Source organism: Shewanella sp. Shew256 (assembly GCF_002196695.1).
GTDB lineage: Bacteria > Pseudomonadota > Gammaproteobacteria > Enterobacterales > Shewanellaceae > Shewanella > Shewanella mangrovisoli.
Genome location: NZ_NAJR01000010.1, coordinates 137,314 through 152,891 on the forward strand (window position 1 = coordinate 137,314; position 15,578 = coordinate 152,891).

Consider the following 15,578-nt stretch of genomic DNA (forward strand, 5'->3'; position numbering starts at 1 on the left):
TATGTCTAAAGTTCAGCAGCATAAACTGCGTCGCCGATACTATACTAGATATCCCTGAATTAATCACGTTCAGGTCACGATAAAATAACAATTATGCCCATTAAAAGTGGGTTTTTCAGGCAATTGAGGCTCAAAAATGATTATTGGTGTACCAAAGGAAATTAAAAACCACGAGTATCGTGTCGGTATGGTTCCTTCAAGCGTTCGCGAATTGACCATCAAAGGTCATGAAGTGTTTGTCGAAACGAATGCCGGCACGGGAATTGGTTTTTCAGATCAGGATTATGTTGATGCAGGTGCCAAAATATTAGCAACTGCTGCTGAAGTCTTTGCTAAAGCAGAGATGATAGTAAAGGTAAAAGAGCCTCAAGCAGTCGAACGCGCTATGCTGCGTCATGACCAGATTTTATTCACTTATCTGCATTTAGCGCCGGATTTACCGCAAACTGAAGATTTAATTAAAAGTGGTGCCGTATGTATCGCTTACGAAACAGTAACCGATGACCGTGGTGGCTTACCTTTGCTGGCCCCAATGTCAGAAGTGGCTGGTCGCATGTCAATCCAAGCGGGTGCGATGGCGCTGGAAAAATCATCCGGTGGCCGCGGCATGCTTTTAGGCGGTGTTCCAGGTGTAGAGCCTGCAAAAGTTGTGATCATCGGCGGTGGTATGGTTGGTACCAATGCCGCACAAATGGCTGTGGGCATGGGTGCTGATGTGGTTGTACTTGATCGTAGCATCGATGCACTGCGTCGCTTAAACGTACAATTTGGTTCTGCAGTTAAGGCTGTTTACTCAACTGCCGATGCGATCGAGCGCCATGTATTAGAAGCTGATCTCGTGATTGGTGGCGTATTAATTCCAGGTGCTGCGGCGCCTAAGCTTGTGACACGTAGCATGATCGCACGTATGAAGCCTGGCAGTGCTATCGTTGACGTAGCAATCGACCAAGGTGGTTGTGTGGAAACTTCACATGCAACGACTCACCAAGATCCAACTTACATCGTTGATGATGTAGTGCATTACTGTGTCGCGAACATGCCAGGTGCTGTTGCCCGCACTTCAACCTTCGCCCTGAATAACGCGACTCTGCCTTATATCCTTAAGTTAGCTAACTTAGGTTATAAAGCTGCCCTACTACAAGACAAACACTTACTGAACGGTTTGAACGTGATGCACGGCAAACTGGTTTGTAAAGAAGTGGCGCAAGCATTAAATCTTGAGTACACAGCGCCAGCAAGTTTATTAGCCTAATCATATGAGAGCCTAGGTCCTTCTGACCTACTCTGCTTTGTTCGGCCTCACTCTGTTGAGGCCGATTTTTTATGTTGATCACAAATATCTACACCCGTGCAGGGTTTAATACCAACCGTATTAAATATCTGTTCATTCAGCGGGAATTCAACGCGCTTTAGACAAGGCGAAGGCTTGAAGGCATAGTGGCGCTCTGTCGAAAGTCTTAAACGCAGTATAAAGCGCGTTGAAACCTGCCCTTTGGGAGCCACACAGGCATCCCACTCCGGTGTTACATTGACTTAAAAGGGAATAACCATTTCTTCGTCAATGCGCCTTGGATTGAAATGCCTGCGAGGCTTTGAACTGATTAGATATTTAATGTGATTGGTATAAGCCAAAGCATCAGTAAACTCAGGCTGACAATTTGCCTTAGGATTCGATTAGCATAATCTAAAAGAATCACCAAACAGCGCTTTACCCCTACAGGTAAATTCCCTACAATCCATGCAATTTGCTAAAGGCACGGAGAGAAAAATGAGCCAAGTCAGACACAGTAACCTATTGATTTTAGGTTCAGGTCCCGCAGGATACACGGCCGCAGTTTATGCTGCGCGCGCAAACTTAAAGCCTGTGATGATCACAGGTATGCAGCAAGGTGGTCAGTTAACCACCACGACTGAAGTTGAAAACTGGCCAGGTGATGCAGAAGACTTAACGGGTCCAGCATTAATGGAACGTATGCAAAAGCATGCGGAAAAGTTTGATACAGAAATCCTTTTCGACCATATCAATGAAGTCTCGCTGACTGAGCGCCCTTTCCGCTTAAAAGGCGATAACGGCGAATACACCTGTGATGCGCTGATCATTGCGACAGGCGCCTCTGCCCGTTACTTAGGTCTGGAGTCAGAAGAAGCGTTCAAGGGACGCGGCGTATCGGCTTGTGCGACCTGTGATGGTTTCTTCTATCGCAATCAGAAAGTTGCAGTCATTGGTGGCGGTAACACAGCCGTTGAAGAAGCGCTTTATTTAAGTAACATCGCCGCCGAAGTGCACTTAATTCACCGCCGCGACACCTTCCGCTCAGAGAAAATCCTTATCGATCGTTTAATGGATAAAGTGGCTAACGGCAACATTATCCTGCACCTAGACCAAACCATGGAAGAAGTGGTTGGTGATGCTATGGGTGTGACTGGCCTGAAAATGAAGAGCACCAAAGATGGCGCTATCACAGATCTGGCCGTTGCCGGTGTGTTCGTGGCCATTGGTCATAGCCCAAATACTGGGATTTTCGAAGGCCAGTTAGAAATGAACAACGGCTATCTGAAGGTGCAAAGCGGCCTTCAAGGTAATGCGACCCAAACCAGCATCGAAGGTGTGTTTGCCGCAGGTGACGTTATGGATCAACATTACCGTCAAGCGATTACCTCTGCGGGTACAGGCTGTATGGCGGCATTAGATGCTGAGCGTTACTTAGACGCTAAAAAGTAATCACGCGCAGAAACAATCGGATCTGGTTCTTAGTTTTAGCGAGATTCAAATAGAAATAGCAGGCATCAGCCTGCTATTTTTTTATCTGTATTTTATGACTCGCCTGACGCAAGCCTCAACGCTATTTTGGACGGGTCACAGCAACAAAAAAAGGGACCAGATGGTCCCCTCTTAAGTGCGACAAACTAATTGCTTAGTTTAACGCTTCTTTTGCTTTTTCAACTAAAGTTGCGAATACAACTTTGTCGAATACAGCGATGTCAGCCAAAATCTTACGATCGATTTCGATAGACGCCTTTTTCAGACCGTTGATGAAACGGCTGTAAGACAGACCATTTTGACGAGCTGCAGCATTAATACGTGCAATCCACAGTTGACGGAATTGACGTTTTTTCTGACGACGGTCACGGTAAGCATATTGACCAGCTTTAGTTACTGCTTGAACAGCAACGCGGTAAGTACGGCTACGAGCGCCATAATAACCTTTAGCTAATTTTAAAACTTTCTTGTGACGAGCACGTGCGGTTACACCACGCTTAACTCTTGGCATTTTCTAATCTCCTAAATTAAGCGTATGGTAATTGACGCGCGATTGCTGGAACGTCAACTTTAGCAACTAAACACTTGTTACGTAAGTGACGCTTACGCTTAGTGCTCTTTTTGGTCAGAATGTGACGTAAATGGGCTTGCTTGCGCTTGAAACCATTAGCGGTTTTCTTAAAACGCTTCGCTACACCTCTGTCGGTTTTCATTTTAGGCATTACTAAAACTCCGCATTGGGATGTTAAATAAAAAGCAAGGCGAGCGAAGGCATATAGCCTTCGCTACTTTTATAGGTTGCCCTACTTATTTCTTTTTAGGCGCTAGCACCATAATGGCTTGTCGGCCTTCCATTTTCGGGAAGGATTCAACAATTGCATACTCATCCAAATCTGTTTTGATACGGTTCAATAGATCCATACCCAGGTTTTGGTGAGCCATTTCGCGGCCTCGGAAACGCAGCGTAATTTTCGCTTTGTCCCCGTCTTCCAGAAAACGTATCAGGTTGCGTAGTTTTACCTGATAGTCGTTTTCGTCAGTTCCAGGACGGAATTTGATTTCCTTAACCTGAACCTGTTTTTGCTTCTTCTTTTGTTCCTTTTGAGCTTTCGCTTTATCAAATAGGAACTTACCGTAGTCCATAATGCGACATACTGGAGGTTCAGCGTTTGGACTAATTTCGACTAGGTCTACACCCGCTTCATCTGCCAAATTCTGAGCATCTCTGATGCTCACCACACCAATAGCTTCACCATCAATGCCGGTTAAGCGTACTTCTGGTACACCTGTGATTTCTTCATTGATTCTATTAGGGGCCAGCTGACGCCCTGCTGTTTTCTTGATCTTTATGACCTATTCCTCCAACAATTTGAGACTACGGAGCGAAATTTGTTGATGGATCTTAGCGGCGAAATCTTCGATTCGCATCTTACCTAAGTCAACGCCATCACGTGTACGCACCGCAACTTCCTTATTTTCCATTTCCTGATCGCCAACGACCAATAAATAAGGAACACGCCTTAAGGTGTGCTCGCGTATTTTAAAGCCTATTTTCTCATTCCTCAAGTCAAATGAGGCGCGAATACCTTGTTCTTTGAAGAATTTGACCACTTCTTCAACATAATCAGCCTGTTTGTCGGTGATATTCATCACGACAACTTGCATTGGAGCCAACCAAGTTGGGAAACGACCTGCGTATTCTTCGATCAAAATACCTAAGAAACGCTCCAACGAGCCTAAAATCGCACGATGGATCATCACAGGCGTTTGACGGCTGTTATCTTCGGCGACATAAGTAGCACCTAAACGGCTCGGTAATGCGTAGTCTAATTGCACAGTACCGCATTGCCATGCACGGTCTAAACAGTCGTGCAGCGTGAACTCAATCTTCGGACCGTAGAAGGCGCCTTCACCCGGTAAAATGGTGAATTCGATATTGTTCGCACGTAAAGCTTGCTTAAGAGCTTCTTCGGCTCTGTCCCACATTGCATCGTCACCGATACGCTTTTCTGGGCGAGTCGACAGTTTTACAACGATGTTCTCAAAGCCAAATGTTGAGTAAGTGTCGTATACCATTTGGATACAAGAGCTGACTTCTGCTTGAACCTGATCTTCAGTACAGAAGATATGGGCATCGTCTTGAGTAAAACCACGGACGCGCATGAGTCCGTGCAGCGAACCTGATGGCTCATTGCGGTGACAGCAACCAAATTCCGCCATACGTAGTGGCAGATCACGGTAAGATTTCAACCCTTGGTTGAAGATCTGTACGTGGCCTGGGCAGTTCATTGGCTTAACCGCGTATTCACGGTTTTCACTGCTGGTTGTGAACATGGCTTCTGAGTACTTATCCCAGTGACCAGAACGTTCCCACAGTACGCGGTCCATCATCAACGGACCTTTCACTTCTTGGTAAGTGTATTGATTTAACTTACGGCGAATGAAACGTTCTAATTCGAGGAAGATGCTCCAACCATCGTTATGCCAGAACACCATGCCTGGTGCTTCTTCTTGCATATGGTAGAGGTCGAGCTGCTTACCAATTTTACGGTGGTCACGTTTAGCCGCTTCTTCGAGGCGGGCTAAATGAGTGCTCAGGGCTTTTTTATCCGCCCATGCAGTACCGTAAATACGTTGCAGCATCTTGTTTTCAGAGTTACCGCGCCAGTAAGCGCCGGCAATGCTCATCAACTTGAAATGATGGCAGAAACGCATGTTTGGCACGTGTGGACCACGGCACATGTCAGTGTATTCTTCGTGGTGATACAGCGCTGGAGTCGCATCTTTGCTGATGTTCTCATCCAGAATCGCAATCTTGTATTCTTCACCGCGGGCGGCAAAGGTATCACGGGCTTCTTGCCAGCTCACAACGCGTTTAACTACGTCGTAATTGGTTTTCGCCAGTTCCAGCATACGTTTTTCGAGGGCTTCGATATCTTCTTGAGTCAGTTTGTGCTCAAGATCGATGTCGTAATAGAAGCCGTTATCGATCACAGGACCGATCGCCATCTTGGTTTGTGGCCATAATTGCTTGATTGCATGGCCTAATAAATGCGCGCAAGAATGGCGAAGGATTTCAATACCTTCTTCGTCTTTAGCGGTAATAATAGAAAGTTCAGCATCGGTTTCGATAAGATCGCAAGCGTCTTTGAGCTCGCCATTCACGCGACCAGCGATACAGGCTTTAGCAAGACCAGGGCCGATATCAGCGGCAACATCGAGAGTCGATACGGGATGTGCAAACTCGCGCTTGCTACCATCAGGAAGTGTAATTACAGGCATGAAATATCCTTGTCCAGTGGTGACCCACACGTAGGGCCACATGGTGATTAAGTAAAAAGAGAATGCTCGCGAGGTTAAGACAGTACAGGAGTCTTAGCCGCCTTGCGTAACAGGACAGTTATTCTACGGGATAGCCTTTAAGGCGCGCAAGTTAAATGGCCCAATTGCGGGGCTTAGCACTCAAATCAGCTTCTTTATTAACACCAATCCGCAAAGTTTGCCGTGAATTCATCATATTGCAGTCAATCGTTCATGTGGCAGTCATCTAACACTCCTACGCTATGCGCGTTAAATGATTGCGGGTTGGTTGAAGGATTCCACCATGCCTACCACGCAGTCATATTGCCGTAAATAATGAAGCCAAAGGAGTTGGTATGTTCACGTGTATCCTATTGACGGTTGCGCTTAGCCAAGTCGCCCAGAACCCAATCCCAGTTAGCCCCACGACACTCACTCCACCTGAACGCCGAGCTTTTGCAGCAAATAGAGCAACTATCGCAAGCCATTAGTGACAATATAGAGGAAGGCATACTACCGACGGCGCCTATCGAACTTATGACGGTAAAGGATTGAGTTAGCTTAGCCGGTCGCATTGCTTGACGATTCTTACGCTAGATAAATCTCAATGAAAAAAGTACCCCGCGCTGAGATGAACGGAAAAATCTAGTTACTGAGATTTTGATACCGACTTTATCTAAGTTGCCACGGCACATTCTTGTATACTCAACTAAAGCCAGTATGAAGGCTTAGCGACAAGTGTCATCCCTAGCATTGGTTAGAGAGGAGTTGCGCCATGAGGATCATGAATAAAGTGATTGCCTGCCCCCACTGCGGACACCATCAACATATTAGTATTGATGCCAGCAGCGGCGATCAGGATTATTACGATGACTGCCGAATTTGTTGTAACCCCATCCACCTGCGTTTACATGTGGATGATGCCCGCCGCACCATAGAGTTATATATTGACTCGGACGACGAGCAAATTTACTAGGCATGTTAATTAAGATTGGCCGCTAAAACGTTTGGCCAGCACACGCTCGACGGTGTCGACGATGGCTTGGGTTTGGCTGTCAATTTCGATATTTAACTCATCTCCAACCTGACACTGGCCTAAATTGGTCAATTTGAGGGTTTCTGGGATCAAGTGCAGCATAAAACTGCTATCGGTCACCTCGCCTACTGTTAAGCTGCAACCGTTTACCCCGACAAAGCCTTTATAAAGGATATAGTTCATCCATTTGGGCTCGACGCTTAAGGTCAGATCATAATGCTGCTCGGTGTGACTAATGTGGCTGACTTTCGCCTTGGTATGAATGTGTCCCGAGAGGATATGACCGCCGATTTCACTACCGAACGTCAAAGAACGCTCAATGTTCACCCGCTGACCCACGGTCAAATTGGCAAGGTTTGTCAGCCTTAAGGTCTCTTCCACTACATCGAAAAATACCCTATCATCAGCGACCTGAGTCACCGTCAGACATACCCCGTTATTTGCCACACTTGCACCAATCGCAAGTCCCTCATGCAAATCAGGTTTAAACGCTACCTCAAGGGTATTTAGGCCATCTTTCTTATGTATTGCAACCACCTCGCAGGTGGCTTGAACTATACCAGTAAACATTTTTTGCTCGCTTATTCGTTAAAGGCTGTATTTATGAATCATTCAGGCTTTCAGGCCAAACGCTTAATTCAACTCGCACTCCCTGTGTTGATCGCCCAAGTGACCCAAACCATGATGGGGTTTATCGATACTGTTATGGCGGGCCGCGTCAGTGCTGTCGATATGGCCGCCGTGGCCGTAGGAACCAGTCTTTGGTTACCCGCCATCTTATTTGTCCAAGGGTTGCTGATGGCGTTTACGCCGTTATTTGCCCATCAAAATGGCGCAAATAATCAGAAAGCGATTCAACCGCTGGCGTTTCAAGGCGCTTATCTGGCCTTAATTGGTGGCATTGGCGTAATGGTGTTTCTTGCATCCGCCCCACTCGTGCTCAGCCATATGAATTTAGAGCCTCAATTGTACAACTTAACCATAGGATATATCGACGGTATTTTATGGGGCGCGCCCGCATTTGTGCTCTATCAGGTATTACGCGGTTGCAGCGAAGGGATTTCTTATACGTTGCCGACCATGATCATCGGATTCGTTGGGCTAGCGGTGAATATTCCGGCGAACTATATCTTTATTTATGGCCATTTCGGCGTGCCTGCCATGGGCGGTGCTGGTTGTGGTGTCGCGACAGCACTGGTGTTTTGGGCCATGTTGATAGCCATGACGATTTATATGCAGCTACATAAAAAGTTTGCCGCATTGGCGCCCTTTAGCCAGTTTCATCGCCCTGATTTTGCCATCATGAAGAAGATGACGAAGCTTGGGATGCCGATTGCGATGGCGCTCTTCTTTGAGGTGAGCCTATTTGCAATTATTGCCCTGCTGTTGGCGCCATTAGGCGCGACCGTAGTGGCAAGTCATCAGATTGCGCTCAACTTCTCCGCCATAGTATTTATGTTGCCGCTTTCGATTGGTATTGCCGTCTCGATTCGTATTGGCTACTACCTCGGCCGCGATCGCGCAGATATTTCTGCCGTGGTGGCAAAGGTTGGATTGTGGTTGGCGCTTTCATTGGCCTTGTCGACGGCAATCTTAACGGTGTTATTCCGCTTCCAAATCGCTGAGTTGTATAACAGCGATCCTGAAGTGGTGGTACTTGCCGGCAGTTTGATGCTCATGGCCGCGCTGTATCAATTATCTGACTCAGTCCAAGTGGTCGCTGCTGGTGCCTTGCGTGGATATAAAGATACCCGCAGTGCGTTTTATATTACGCTGTTTTCCTACTGGGGCATTGGCATGACATTAGGTTATACCTTGGCGTATACCGACTTTATCGTACCCGCCATGGGCGCCCATGGTTTTTGGACTGGATTAATTGCCGGCCTCACCTCAGCGGCGCTGCTGTTTTTCATCCGCCTTCGTTATATTCAAAAGCATGGTGTGCATTTAAGTTTGATTGAAGGCGACAGCGTGCATCATTAAGCAGATAGAAAGATAAAACGGCGAGCATTTGGCTCGCCGTTTTATTTCGCGCGGGGTGATTTTGGCCTGCATCTCAGTCTAACTTGCCGTTTTATCAACAACTTTGCTGAAACACTGGACAAGTTGCACAGCAATTCACCATTTGGCAATAAAATTCATTTTTTTGCTTGCCAGCCTTTCGCTATCCCCCTAATATAGCGCTCGTTCCGAAGCGCAACGCTAAGTTGTGTTGAGGCAACAATTAAAACGATGCACCCGTAGCTCAGTTGGTTAGAGCACTACCTTGACATGGTAGGGGTCGGTGGTTCGAGTCCACTCGGGTGTACCACTCTCTTCAAAGAGTCTAAATTTTGAAATTCAAACAGTGCACCCGTAGCTCAGTTGGTTAGAGCACTACCTTGACATGGTAGGGGTCGGTGGTTCGAGTCCACTCGGGTGTACCATTTATAGCTTTAACTCCCTTTAAAACCTCAATTTAATATAATCTTCCATCAAGATTCTTAATTTTTATTTGTGCCTAAGATAAAATCTTCGAGCCTGTTCTATGTTTTTCCACAAACATTCAAACATGCCCCCCCCTTCGACGCTGCCTGATTTTGCCTCTTTTGCTTAATCCAGATTTACCGCAATTCCCCCCAAATTCGCCGTTTTTCTAAATTTGTGCCCAATTCGTGCCAAACCTGTTGGCACAAGATGTTTTTGACGTTTTCGTTGTTGACCCCTACCCTAGCTGGCACACAACAGCAGATTAGAATTAAAATCGGCTTGAGACTTCAAAAGGAATTATCTTTCAAGTGATAAGATTTTTATTGTTATCTCAAAACTACCCACACTGACGGTAAATTTTTCCGTGAGGCTCTAGTCTTATAATGGTCAATGGCTCAGCGTTGCAAATACCGTAAAGAATGAACGCAGAAGTACCGCTTTAATATTTAAAAAGAAACTTAAGGAAGGAGTGGGGATTCATATATCATTTTGGAATGTACTTCATTCAACAGACATCCTATGGCTACTACTTGCCTTGCGCAGTTGTTTTAATAGGTGAAGCTAGACTAACAACCTAACATACTTCAAGAGCGGTACTGTGCCTAATCGTTAGGGAACCTGCGCTTATGCGCTTCCTATAAGTGACATTGGGTGTTTAACGAACAATGGATTTAGAAAATGTTACTTAGATGATTATAAAAAGTTCAAAATAAACATCTAAAATTTCTGATGGACGGATTTTAGTGATATTCGACATGCAACAGCTTTGGCTGACTTAACCCTAGATGTACCTATGACAGGATAATCAATATGAAAACCACTCTAAAAACTCGATTACTTGCCTTTAGTTTATTAACAGTATTCATCACCATCACGATGTTGGTCAGCATTTCGTCATATTTCATTCGCGATAACGTAATGAGCAGTACTCAACGCGAAGTGCGAACTTTAATAGATACGTTTGCTTCAAGCATGGGGCAATGGATTAATGATAGACAGAACGCGATCCAATCTCTTGGAAATACAATCGAGAATAACCTTGATACCGATATAACTCCTTTCTTAATGGAAGTCCATAAGGCTTTAGGTTTTGGGCTGACTTACTATGGAGATGAACAAGGAAATATGTATCGTCAGGACCCATCCTTACAAGTTGTTGGTTATGATCCCCGAGTACGTGATTGGTACAAAAGCACTAAAGAAACGAATTCAATGTTTGTAACGAGTCCCTACATTAGCGCAACAACAAAAGAATTGGTCATCACTATCGCTCAGCCTGTAGAGCAAAATGGAAAATTAGTAGGTGTTACTGCTGGTAACGTCGCGATTAAAGTGCTTACTGATGGTGTTCGTAAATTGACTTTGCCTGGGGATGGTTATGGTGTTTTACTGAAACGAAATGGGATTATTGTAAGCCACCCGAATGAGGAACTAGACAACAAAAACATAACTGAATTTGGTGGCCAGTTTACTGAGACTTGGCTTCGCCAACGAGCATCTTCTGATTTTCTTGAAGAGTTTGATTTCGAAGGCGCAAAAAAGCTGTTTTATGTATCTGACGTCCCTAACACCAACTGGTCACTGATGTTTGTCATTGACAAAGCAAGCATCATGGAGTCAGCAAACAAACTAGCATGGTTAATGATTTTTGTTGGTATATGCTTTTTGATCATCTTTGCGATAATCCTATTAGCCGTATTCAAAATTCAGTTTAAAGACCTTGAGCGAGTATCTATGGCACTAAATGAGATTGCTCAAGGTGAAGGCGACCTAACTGTGAAAATTGAAACAAAAAATGATCATGATGAAATTGGTATCTTGGCCAAAGGCTTTAATCAATTTGTGTCTAACTTACATGGTATGATTAGCCGAATGGACGGTATTGCAACACAATTAAGCGGTCAATCCTCAGAGGCAATGAGTTCATCACAACAAAATCAGCGACATATTGCGGTTCAGCAAGATGAGATTACTATGGTTGCGACTGCAGTAACGGAAATGGCTAGTGCTACAGAGGAAATTGCAGGTAACGCCGAGCTTACCGCCCATACCTCACAAGATGCAGTAAAATTGGCCGTAAGTGGCCAAAACCAAGTAATACAGAGTCAGGCGTCAATTCGAAAACTTGCTGATGAGGTCGCCAATGCAAGCCATATTATAGGTGAACTTAGTCAACACTCGCAGAAAATTAATGGTATTTTGCTTACGATCAGCGGTATTGCAGAGCAAACGAACTTACTTGCATTAAATGCGGCTATTGAAGCTGCTAGAGCGGGCGAACAAGGTCGTGGATTTGCCGTCGTGGCAGATGAAGTTCGGGTTCTTTCTCAACGAACGCATGCATCGACCCAAGAAATTCAAACCATGATTGAGACCCTACAACGCACTGCGACCAAAGCCGTTGCCTCAATGGAAAACAGCCATCAAATGGCTGAAACTAGTGTCGATGATGCAGAAATTGCGAGTGCGAGTCTTGAACAAATCAATGGTGCTATTAGCCACATTTCAGATATGGCGAGTCAAATAGCTACCGCTGCAGAAGAGCAAACATCGGTAACTGCAGAGATAAATCGCAATACTGAAGCTATTAGAGAAGTGTCGTTTGGCCTATCAAATGAGTCTGTTCTGGCCACAGAGAAAGCACAACAATTATCAATTCTCGCCAATGCCTTACAAACAGAGGTCAGCAGATTTAAATTGTAGTTTTTCTTTTATTGCCAATCTCGTTCAATTAAGAAGTCATCATCAATGATGGCTTCTTAATTTCTACACTCACATACCTTTTCACAAAATTTATACCTCTTGCAATCAAAACTATAACCGCTTTTATTTTTAAATAAATTCAAATTGTAGTGGTCAGCTATTGATCGTAACTATTCGAGTTGAGAAGAATAGGCTGAATTGCTGACACATTGCTGACACTTTGTAGTATTACTGAAATTAGGTGGATCGAATGAGTTAAACTTGAGAGGTTCTCTACGACCATAACACCGAATGGAGCATTGCTTAGCTTGTGATAGAACAGCCGCCACAGGACTACAGTGACGGCTTCATTTGTTAAGCTGGAAATTTCAAAGGATCTGGTCCTATCCGTAATCCTTCATCCATGACTGTTATACTGGTTAAGTCGTTAGCATCTAGCGAGAAATCAAAGACATTGAAGTTTTCTTGAACTCGGCTCGGAGTTACCGATTTAGGAATAACAATCCTCCCTTGTTGTATATGCCAATGAATGATCACTTGTGCAGGACTTTTACCGTGCTTCTCAGCGATGGCAACGATTGTCGGATGGTCGAGTGCTTTACCTTGCCCCAACGGGCTCCAAGCTTGGGTTTCAATCCCTAACGTTTTGTGCGCTTGTTGTAAGGCGTTTTGCTGTAAAAATGGATGCAATTCAATTTGGTTCAATACAGGTTTTACGCCTGTTTCATCAATCAATCGTTGTAAGTGATCTGGATTGAAGTTCGAGACCCCAATTGAACGCACTTTCCCTTGTTCTTTAGCCGCAATTAAGGCTTTCCATGTGTCGACGTAGCGATCCATTTTCGGCGCTGGCCAGTGGATCAACAGCAAATCGACATAAGACAGTTGTAAACGCTTAAGACTTGCGTCTAATGCTGCAGTGGCCTTATCAAAGCCTTGGTCTGGGTTCCAAATTTTGGTGGTGATAAACAACTCTTCTCTGGCTACTCCAGATTGTTGAATACCACATCCGACGCCTTCTTCGTTTTCATAAACGGAGGCGGTATCGATATGACGATAGCCTGATTTGATAGCTTCACAAACAGCACTGGCCGCTTGCTCTTGAGTCGCTTGCCATACACCAAGGCCAAGCTGTGGAATATGATTGCCGTCAGACAATGTAATGAGTGGTTGTTGAATTGACATAGATACCTCGTATTTCATTGTTCGTGATTAACTTGGTCAGAGAAGATGCCATCTGACTGTCTATCCGTGACCATCGAAACCATCATCAGCAGAATACCGATAATCGCTAACATGCTGGCGACCCATCCTGTCGACGCCCAGCCATAACCCGCCGCAATTGCCATGCCACCTAAGCTAGCACCAATTGCGTTAGAAATATTGAATGCACTGTGGTTGAGTGCTGCCGCTAAAGTTTGCGCTCTGCCTGCTACATTCATCAAACGTACCTGTAAAGCAGGTACTAAAGCAAAGCCGCCGCCAATCAGAAACAAAGTGATAAGCGTACCTACCTTTGATTCGGCAAACACTGCAAACAATGCAAGAAATACAATGTTCCATGCCATAATCAGATAAATGGCTCGGATGAGTCCTCTGTCTGCCAACCAACCGCCCACTAAGTTGCCGAGCACCATACCAATGCCCCAAAGCGACAGAATCATTGGAACTTGCTGCTCGGTGAAACCGGAGACTTCGGTTAATGTCGGTGTAATGTAGCTATACACTGCAAACATACCGCCGAAACCGAGTGCAGCGGTCAGCAGCGTCAACCAGACTTGCACGTTTTTAAGACCACTGAGTTCGCTCGCAATACTTGCGTTTTCATCTTGAGGAACAGCAGGCAAAAATAACCAAAATAGTCCCATAGTGATTAAACCGCCTCCCGCGAGAAAAGCAAAAGTGACCCGCCAGCCAAAGAGTTGGCCAAGCCATGTTGCTACGGGCACACCAATCACATTCGCTGCAGCAAGCCCAACCATCACATACCCTGCGGCTTGGGCTTTTTTGTTTGCCGGAACCATCGCGGCAGCCACTAAACATGCGACACCGTAGTAGGCACCATGGGGTAAGCCACCAATAAATCGCGCAACCAACAGCGAATAACGGTCCCAAGCCAGTGCACTGAAAACGTAACCGCCAGCAAATAGCGCGAGTAACGCGATAAGTAATAGCTTCTTCGGCCATTTCGCCGCTGCAATGGCAATTAAAGGGGCCCCGACCACTACGCCCAACGCATAAGCGCTGATATAGCTGCCTGCTTCAGGTACGGAAATTTGAGTCGCATTAGCTAAGTTAGGTAATAAACTCATCGACACAAACTCGCCTGTGCCGATAAAAAGTCCGCCCATACCTAAGGTGATCATTGCGATAAGTACACCAAACGGGGCGCTGATAGGAGTTGTTTTGACTGTCATGGGTTACTTCAGCTCCTGTTTATCGGCTTCTAGCCGTTCAGCCACAAATTGACGGAAAGCTTGCTGATACTCTGGGTGCCAACGCGACAAGGCGGGACGATTTAAAATCATGTCATCGGCGGACCACTGCAACCGCAGTTGATCTAATGGCCAGCTCACTTCGTTGTCTTCGCAGAAAATATAAAAATCGTCGTTTGCCATACCTGCGAACATACGGTCGACGACTTGATCGGCGCTCCACATGGCTGCTGGCTTTTCAGTGCTGTCGTTCATGCCAGGATAATTCATGGGGGTGAAGGTGTATCCAGGAACAAGCAGATGTGCGGAAATCAGACTGTCAGGCGTTTGCCGTAATTCATGAGCTAACTGTTCCGTCAAAACTTTGATAGCTGCTTTTGAGACCGAATAGGCGGCATTCCCAGGCGGTGTGGTAATGCCTTCTTTTGAACCTAGGTTAACAATCGCACTGTGATAGCCTTGTTTTAGCAAGTGAGGCACAAAATATTGTTGTAGCGCTAATGCCGCCCAGAAGTTGATTTCCATGACTGAGCGCCAGTTGTTGTTGCGTTCCCATGGGCCTGCCGCATTGATAACGGCGACATTGTTAATGAGTAGAGAAACATCACCCCAGTCGGTAGCGGTGTTAAACAGTTGAAATTGAGCACTTTCGGCGGTGACATCGCCGACCACGGCTTTGAGTTGTACGTTAGGGTGACGGACATTGATGCTATTAATCGCGTGTTGCAGCGCCGTTTCATCAATATCAAACATCACCACTTTCATTCCTTCCGCGGCGAGTCGACTGGCTATCGCAAAGCCAATCCCAGCAGCTGCGCCGGTTACAACGGCAACATGATTTTTAGAAATAGCAGGATGCATAGGATTACCTCTT

At 45.6% G+C, this 15,578-nt stretch carries 14 protein-coding genes and 2 tRNA genes; 7 read left to right on the forward strand and 9 right to left on the reverse strand.

Features of this window, described 5'->3' with window-relative positions:
* Nucleotides 1-136: 136 nt before the first annotated feature.
* On the forward strand, nt 137-1,252 hold the full coding sequence (gene ald, locus B5P39_RS17345; protein WP_011622728.1) for an alanine dehydrogenase: 1,116 nt from the start codon (nt 137-139) through the stop codon (nt 1,250-1,252).
* Between the two features lie 47 nt (nt 1,253-1,299).
* Here ald and B5P39_RS25010 read toward each other — a convergent pair whose 3' ends face one another.
* A complete protein-coding gene (locus B5P39_RS25010; RefSeq protein ID WP_088212411.1) occupies nt 1,300-1,503 on the reverse strand; it encodes a hypothetical protein in 204 nt (67 codons plus the stop codon).
* 265 nt (nt 1,504-1,768) lie between these two features.
* Between B5P39_RS25010 and trxB the strand changes: the two genes are divergently transcribed.
* Nucleotides 1,769-2,722, forward strand: a complete 954-nt coding sequence (trxB, locus tag B5P39_RS17355; RefSeq protein WP_088212412.1) for a thioredoxin-disulfide reductase — start codon at nt 1,769-1,771, stop codon at nt 2,720-2,722.
* Between the two features lie 193 nt (nt 2,723-2,915).
* Here trxB and rplT read toward each other — a convergent pair whose 3' ends face one another.
* The 4 genes from rplT to thrS form a co-directional block, all read right to left on the reverse strand.
* Nucleotides 2,916-3,272 (reverse strand): 50S ribosomal protein L20, encoded by a 357-nt coding sequence (gene rplT, locus B5P39_RS17360; protein WP_006081652.1) that lies wholly within the window; start codon nt 3,270-3,272, stop codon nt 2,916-2,918.
* A 16-nt stretch (nt 3,273-3,288) separates the two neighbouring features.
* Nucleotides 3,289-3,483: a 50S ribosomal protein L35 gene (gene rpmI, locus B5P39_RS17365; protein WP_011072303.1), complete on the reverse strand. Its 195-nt coding sequence runs from the start codon at nt 3,481-3,483 to the stop codon at nt 3,289-3,291.
* Between the two features lie 85 nt (nt 3,484-3,568).
* Nucleotides 3,569-4,111, reverse strand: coding sequence for a translation initiation factor IF-3 (gene infC / locus B5P39_RS17370; RefSeq protein ID WP_084294816.1), 543 nt, complete (start codon nt 4,109-4,111; stop codon nt 3,569-3,571).
* Between the two features lie 3 nt (nt 4,112-4,114).
* Nucleotides 4,115-6,043 carry a threonine--tRNA ligase gene (gene thrS / locus B5P39_RS17375; protein ID WP_011622724.1) on the reverse strand — a complete coding sequence of 643 codons (1,929 nt, stop codon included), beginning with the start codon at nt 6,041-6,043 and terminating at the stop codon, nt 4,115-4,117.
* 793 nt (nt 6,044-6,836) lie between these two features.
* On the opposite strand from thrS, the gene B5P39_RS17385 reads away from it, so the two are divergent.
* Nucleotides 6,837-7,037, forward strand: coding sequence for a CPXCG motif-containing cysteine-rich protein (locus tag B5P39_RS17385; RefSeq protein WP_011622722.1), 201 nt, complete (start codon nt 6,837-6,839; stop codon nt 7,035-7,037).
* Nucleotides 7,038-7,046: 9 nt separating this feature from the next.
* Here the strand turns inward: B5P39_RS17385 and B5P39_RS17390 are convergent, their stop codons facing one another.
* A complete protein-coding gene (locus tag B5P39_RS17390) occupies nt 7,047-7,667 on the reverse strand; it encodes a riboflavin synthase subunit alpha (protein ID WP_088212413.1) in 621 nt (206 codons plus the stop codon).
* A 33-nt stretch (nt 7,668-7,700) separates the two neighbouring features.
* Between B5P39_RS17390 and B5P39_RS17395 the strand changes: the two genes are divergently transcribed.
* The 4 genes from B5P39_RS17395 (at nt 7,701) to B5P39_RS17410 (ending at nt 12,269) form a co-directional block, all read left to right on the forward strand.
* On the forward strand, nt 7,701-9,080 hold the full coding sequence (locus tag B5P39_RS17395; protein WP_088212414.1) for an MATE family efflux transporter: 1,380 nt from the start codon (nt 7,701-7,703) through the stop codon (nt 9,078-9,080).
* Nucleotides 9,081-9,331: 251 nt separating this feature from the next.
* Nucleotides 9,332-9,408, forward strand: a tRNA-Val gene (locus tag B5P39_RS17400).
* A gap of 38 nt (nt 9,409-9,446) precedes the next feature.
* Nucleotides 9,447-9,523 (forward strand) — tRNA-Val (locus B5P39_RS17405).
* Between the two features lie 853 nt (nt 9,524-10,376).
* Nucleotides 10,377-12,269 (forward strand): methyl-accepting chemotaxis protein, encoded by a 1,893-nt coding sequence (locus tag B5P39_RS17410; protein WP_088212415.1) that lies wholly within the window; start codon nt 10,377-10,379, stop codon nt 12,267-12,269.
* Nucleotides 12,270-12,623: 354 nt separating this feature from the next.
* Here B5P39_RS17410 and B5P39_RS17415 read toward each other — a convergent pair whose 3' ends face one another.
* The 3 genes from B5P39_RS17415 to B5P39_RS17425 are packed head-to-tail and all read right to left on the reverse strand — an operon-like array spanning nt 12,624 to nt 15,565.
* Entirely contained in the window at nt 12,624-13,454 is an 831-nt protein-coding gene (locus tag B5P39_RS17415; protein ID WP_088212443.1) for an aldo/keto reductase, read from the reverse strand.
* A 14-nt stretch (nt 13,455-13,468) separates the two neighbouring features.
* Nucleotides 13,469-14,686, reverse strand: coding sequence for an MFS transporter (locus B5P39_RS17420; RefSeq protein WP_088212416.1), 1,218 nt, complete (start codon nt 14,684-14,686; stop codon nt 13,469-13,471).
* A 3-nt stretch (nt 14,687-14,689) separates the two neighbouring features.
* Nucleotides 14,690-15,565 (reverse strand): SDR family NAD(P)-dependent oxidoreductase, encoded by an 876-nt coding sequence (locus tag B5P39_RS17425; protein ID WP_088212417.1) that lies wholly within the window; start codon nt 15,563-15,565, stop codon nt 14,690-14,692.
* Nucleotides 15,566-15,578: the final 13 nt, after the last annotated feature.

Coding starts and splice junctions, on each gene's coding strand:
- ald (WP_011622728.1), top strand. CDS start 137: ATGATTATTGGTGTACCAAAGGAAATTAAAAACCACGAGTATCGTGTC.
- trxB (WP_088212412.1), top strand. CDS start 1,769: ATGAGCCAAGTCAGACACAGTAACCTATTGATTTTAGGTTCAGGTCCC.
- rplT (WP_006081652.1), bottom strand. CDS start 3,272: ATGCCAAGAGTTAAGCGTGGTGTAACCGCACGTGCTCGTCACAAGAAA.
- rpmI (WP_011072303.1), bottom strand. CDS start 3,483: ATGCCTAAAATGAAAACCGACAGAGGTGTAGCGAAGCGTTTTAAGAAA.
- thrS (WP_011622724.1), bottom strand. CDS start 6,043: ATGCCTGTAATTACACTTCCTGATGGTAGCAAGCGCGAGTTTGCACAT.
- B5P39_RS17385 (WP_011622722.1), top strand. CDS start 6,837: ATGAGGATCATGAATAAAGTGATTGCCTGCCCCCACTGCGGACACCAT.
- B5P39_RS17390 (WP_088212413.1), bottom strand. CDS start 7,667: ATGTTTACTGGTATAGTTCAAGCCACCTGCGAGGTGGTTGCAATACAT.
- B5P39_RS17395 (WP_088212414.1), top strand. CDS start 7,701: ATGAATCATTCAGGCTTTCAGGCCAAACGCTTAATTCAACTCGCACTC.
- B5P39_RS17410 (WP_088212415.1), top strand. CDS start 10,377: ATGAAAACCACTCTAAAAACTCGATTACTTGCCTTTAGTTTATTAACA.
- B5P39_RS17415 (WP_088212443.1), bottom strand. CDS start 13,454: ATGTCAATTCAACAACCACTCATTACATTGTCTGACGGCAATCATATT.
- B5P39_RS17420 (WP_088212416.1), bottom strand. CDS start 14,686: ATGACAGTCAAAACAACTCCTATCAGCGCCCCGTTTGGTGTACTTATC.
- B5P39_RS17425 (WP_088212417.1), bottom strand. CDS start 15,565: ATGCATCCTGCTATTTCTAAAAATCATGTTGCCGTTGTAACCGGCGCA.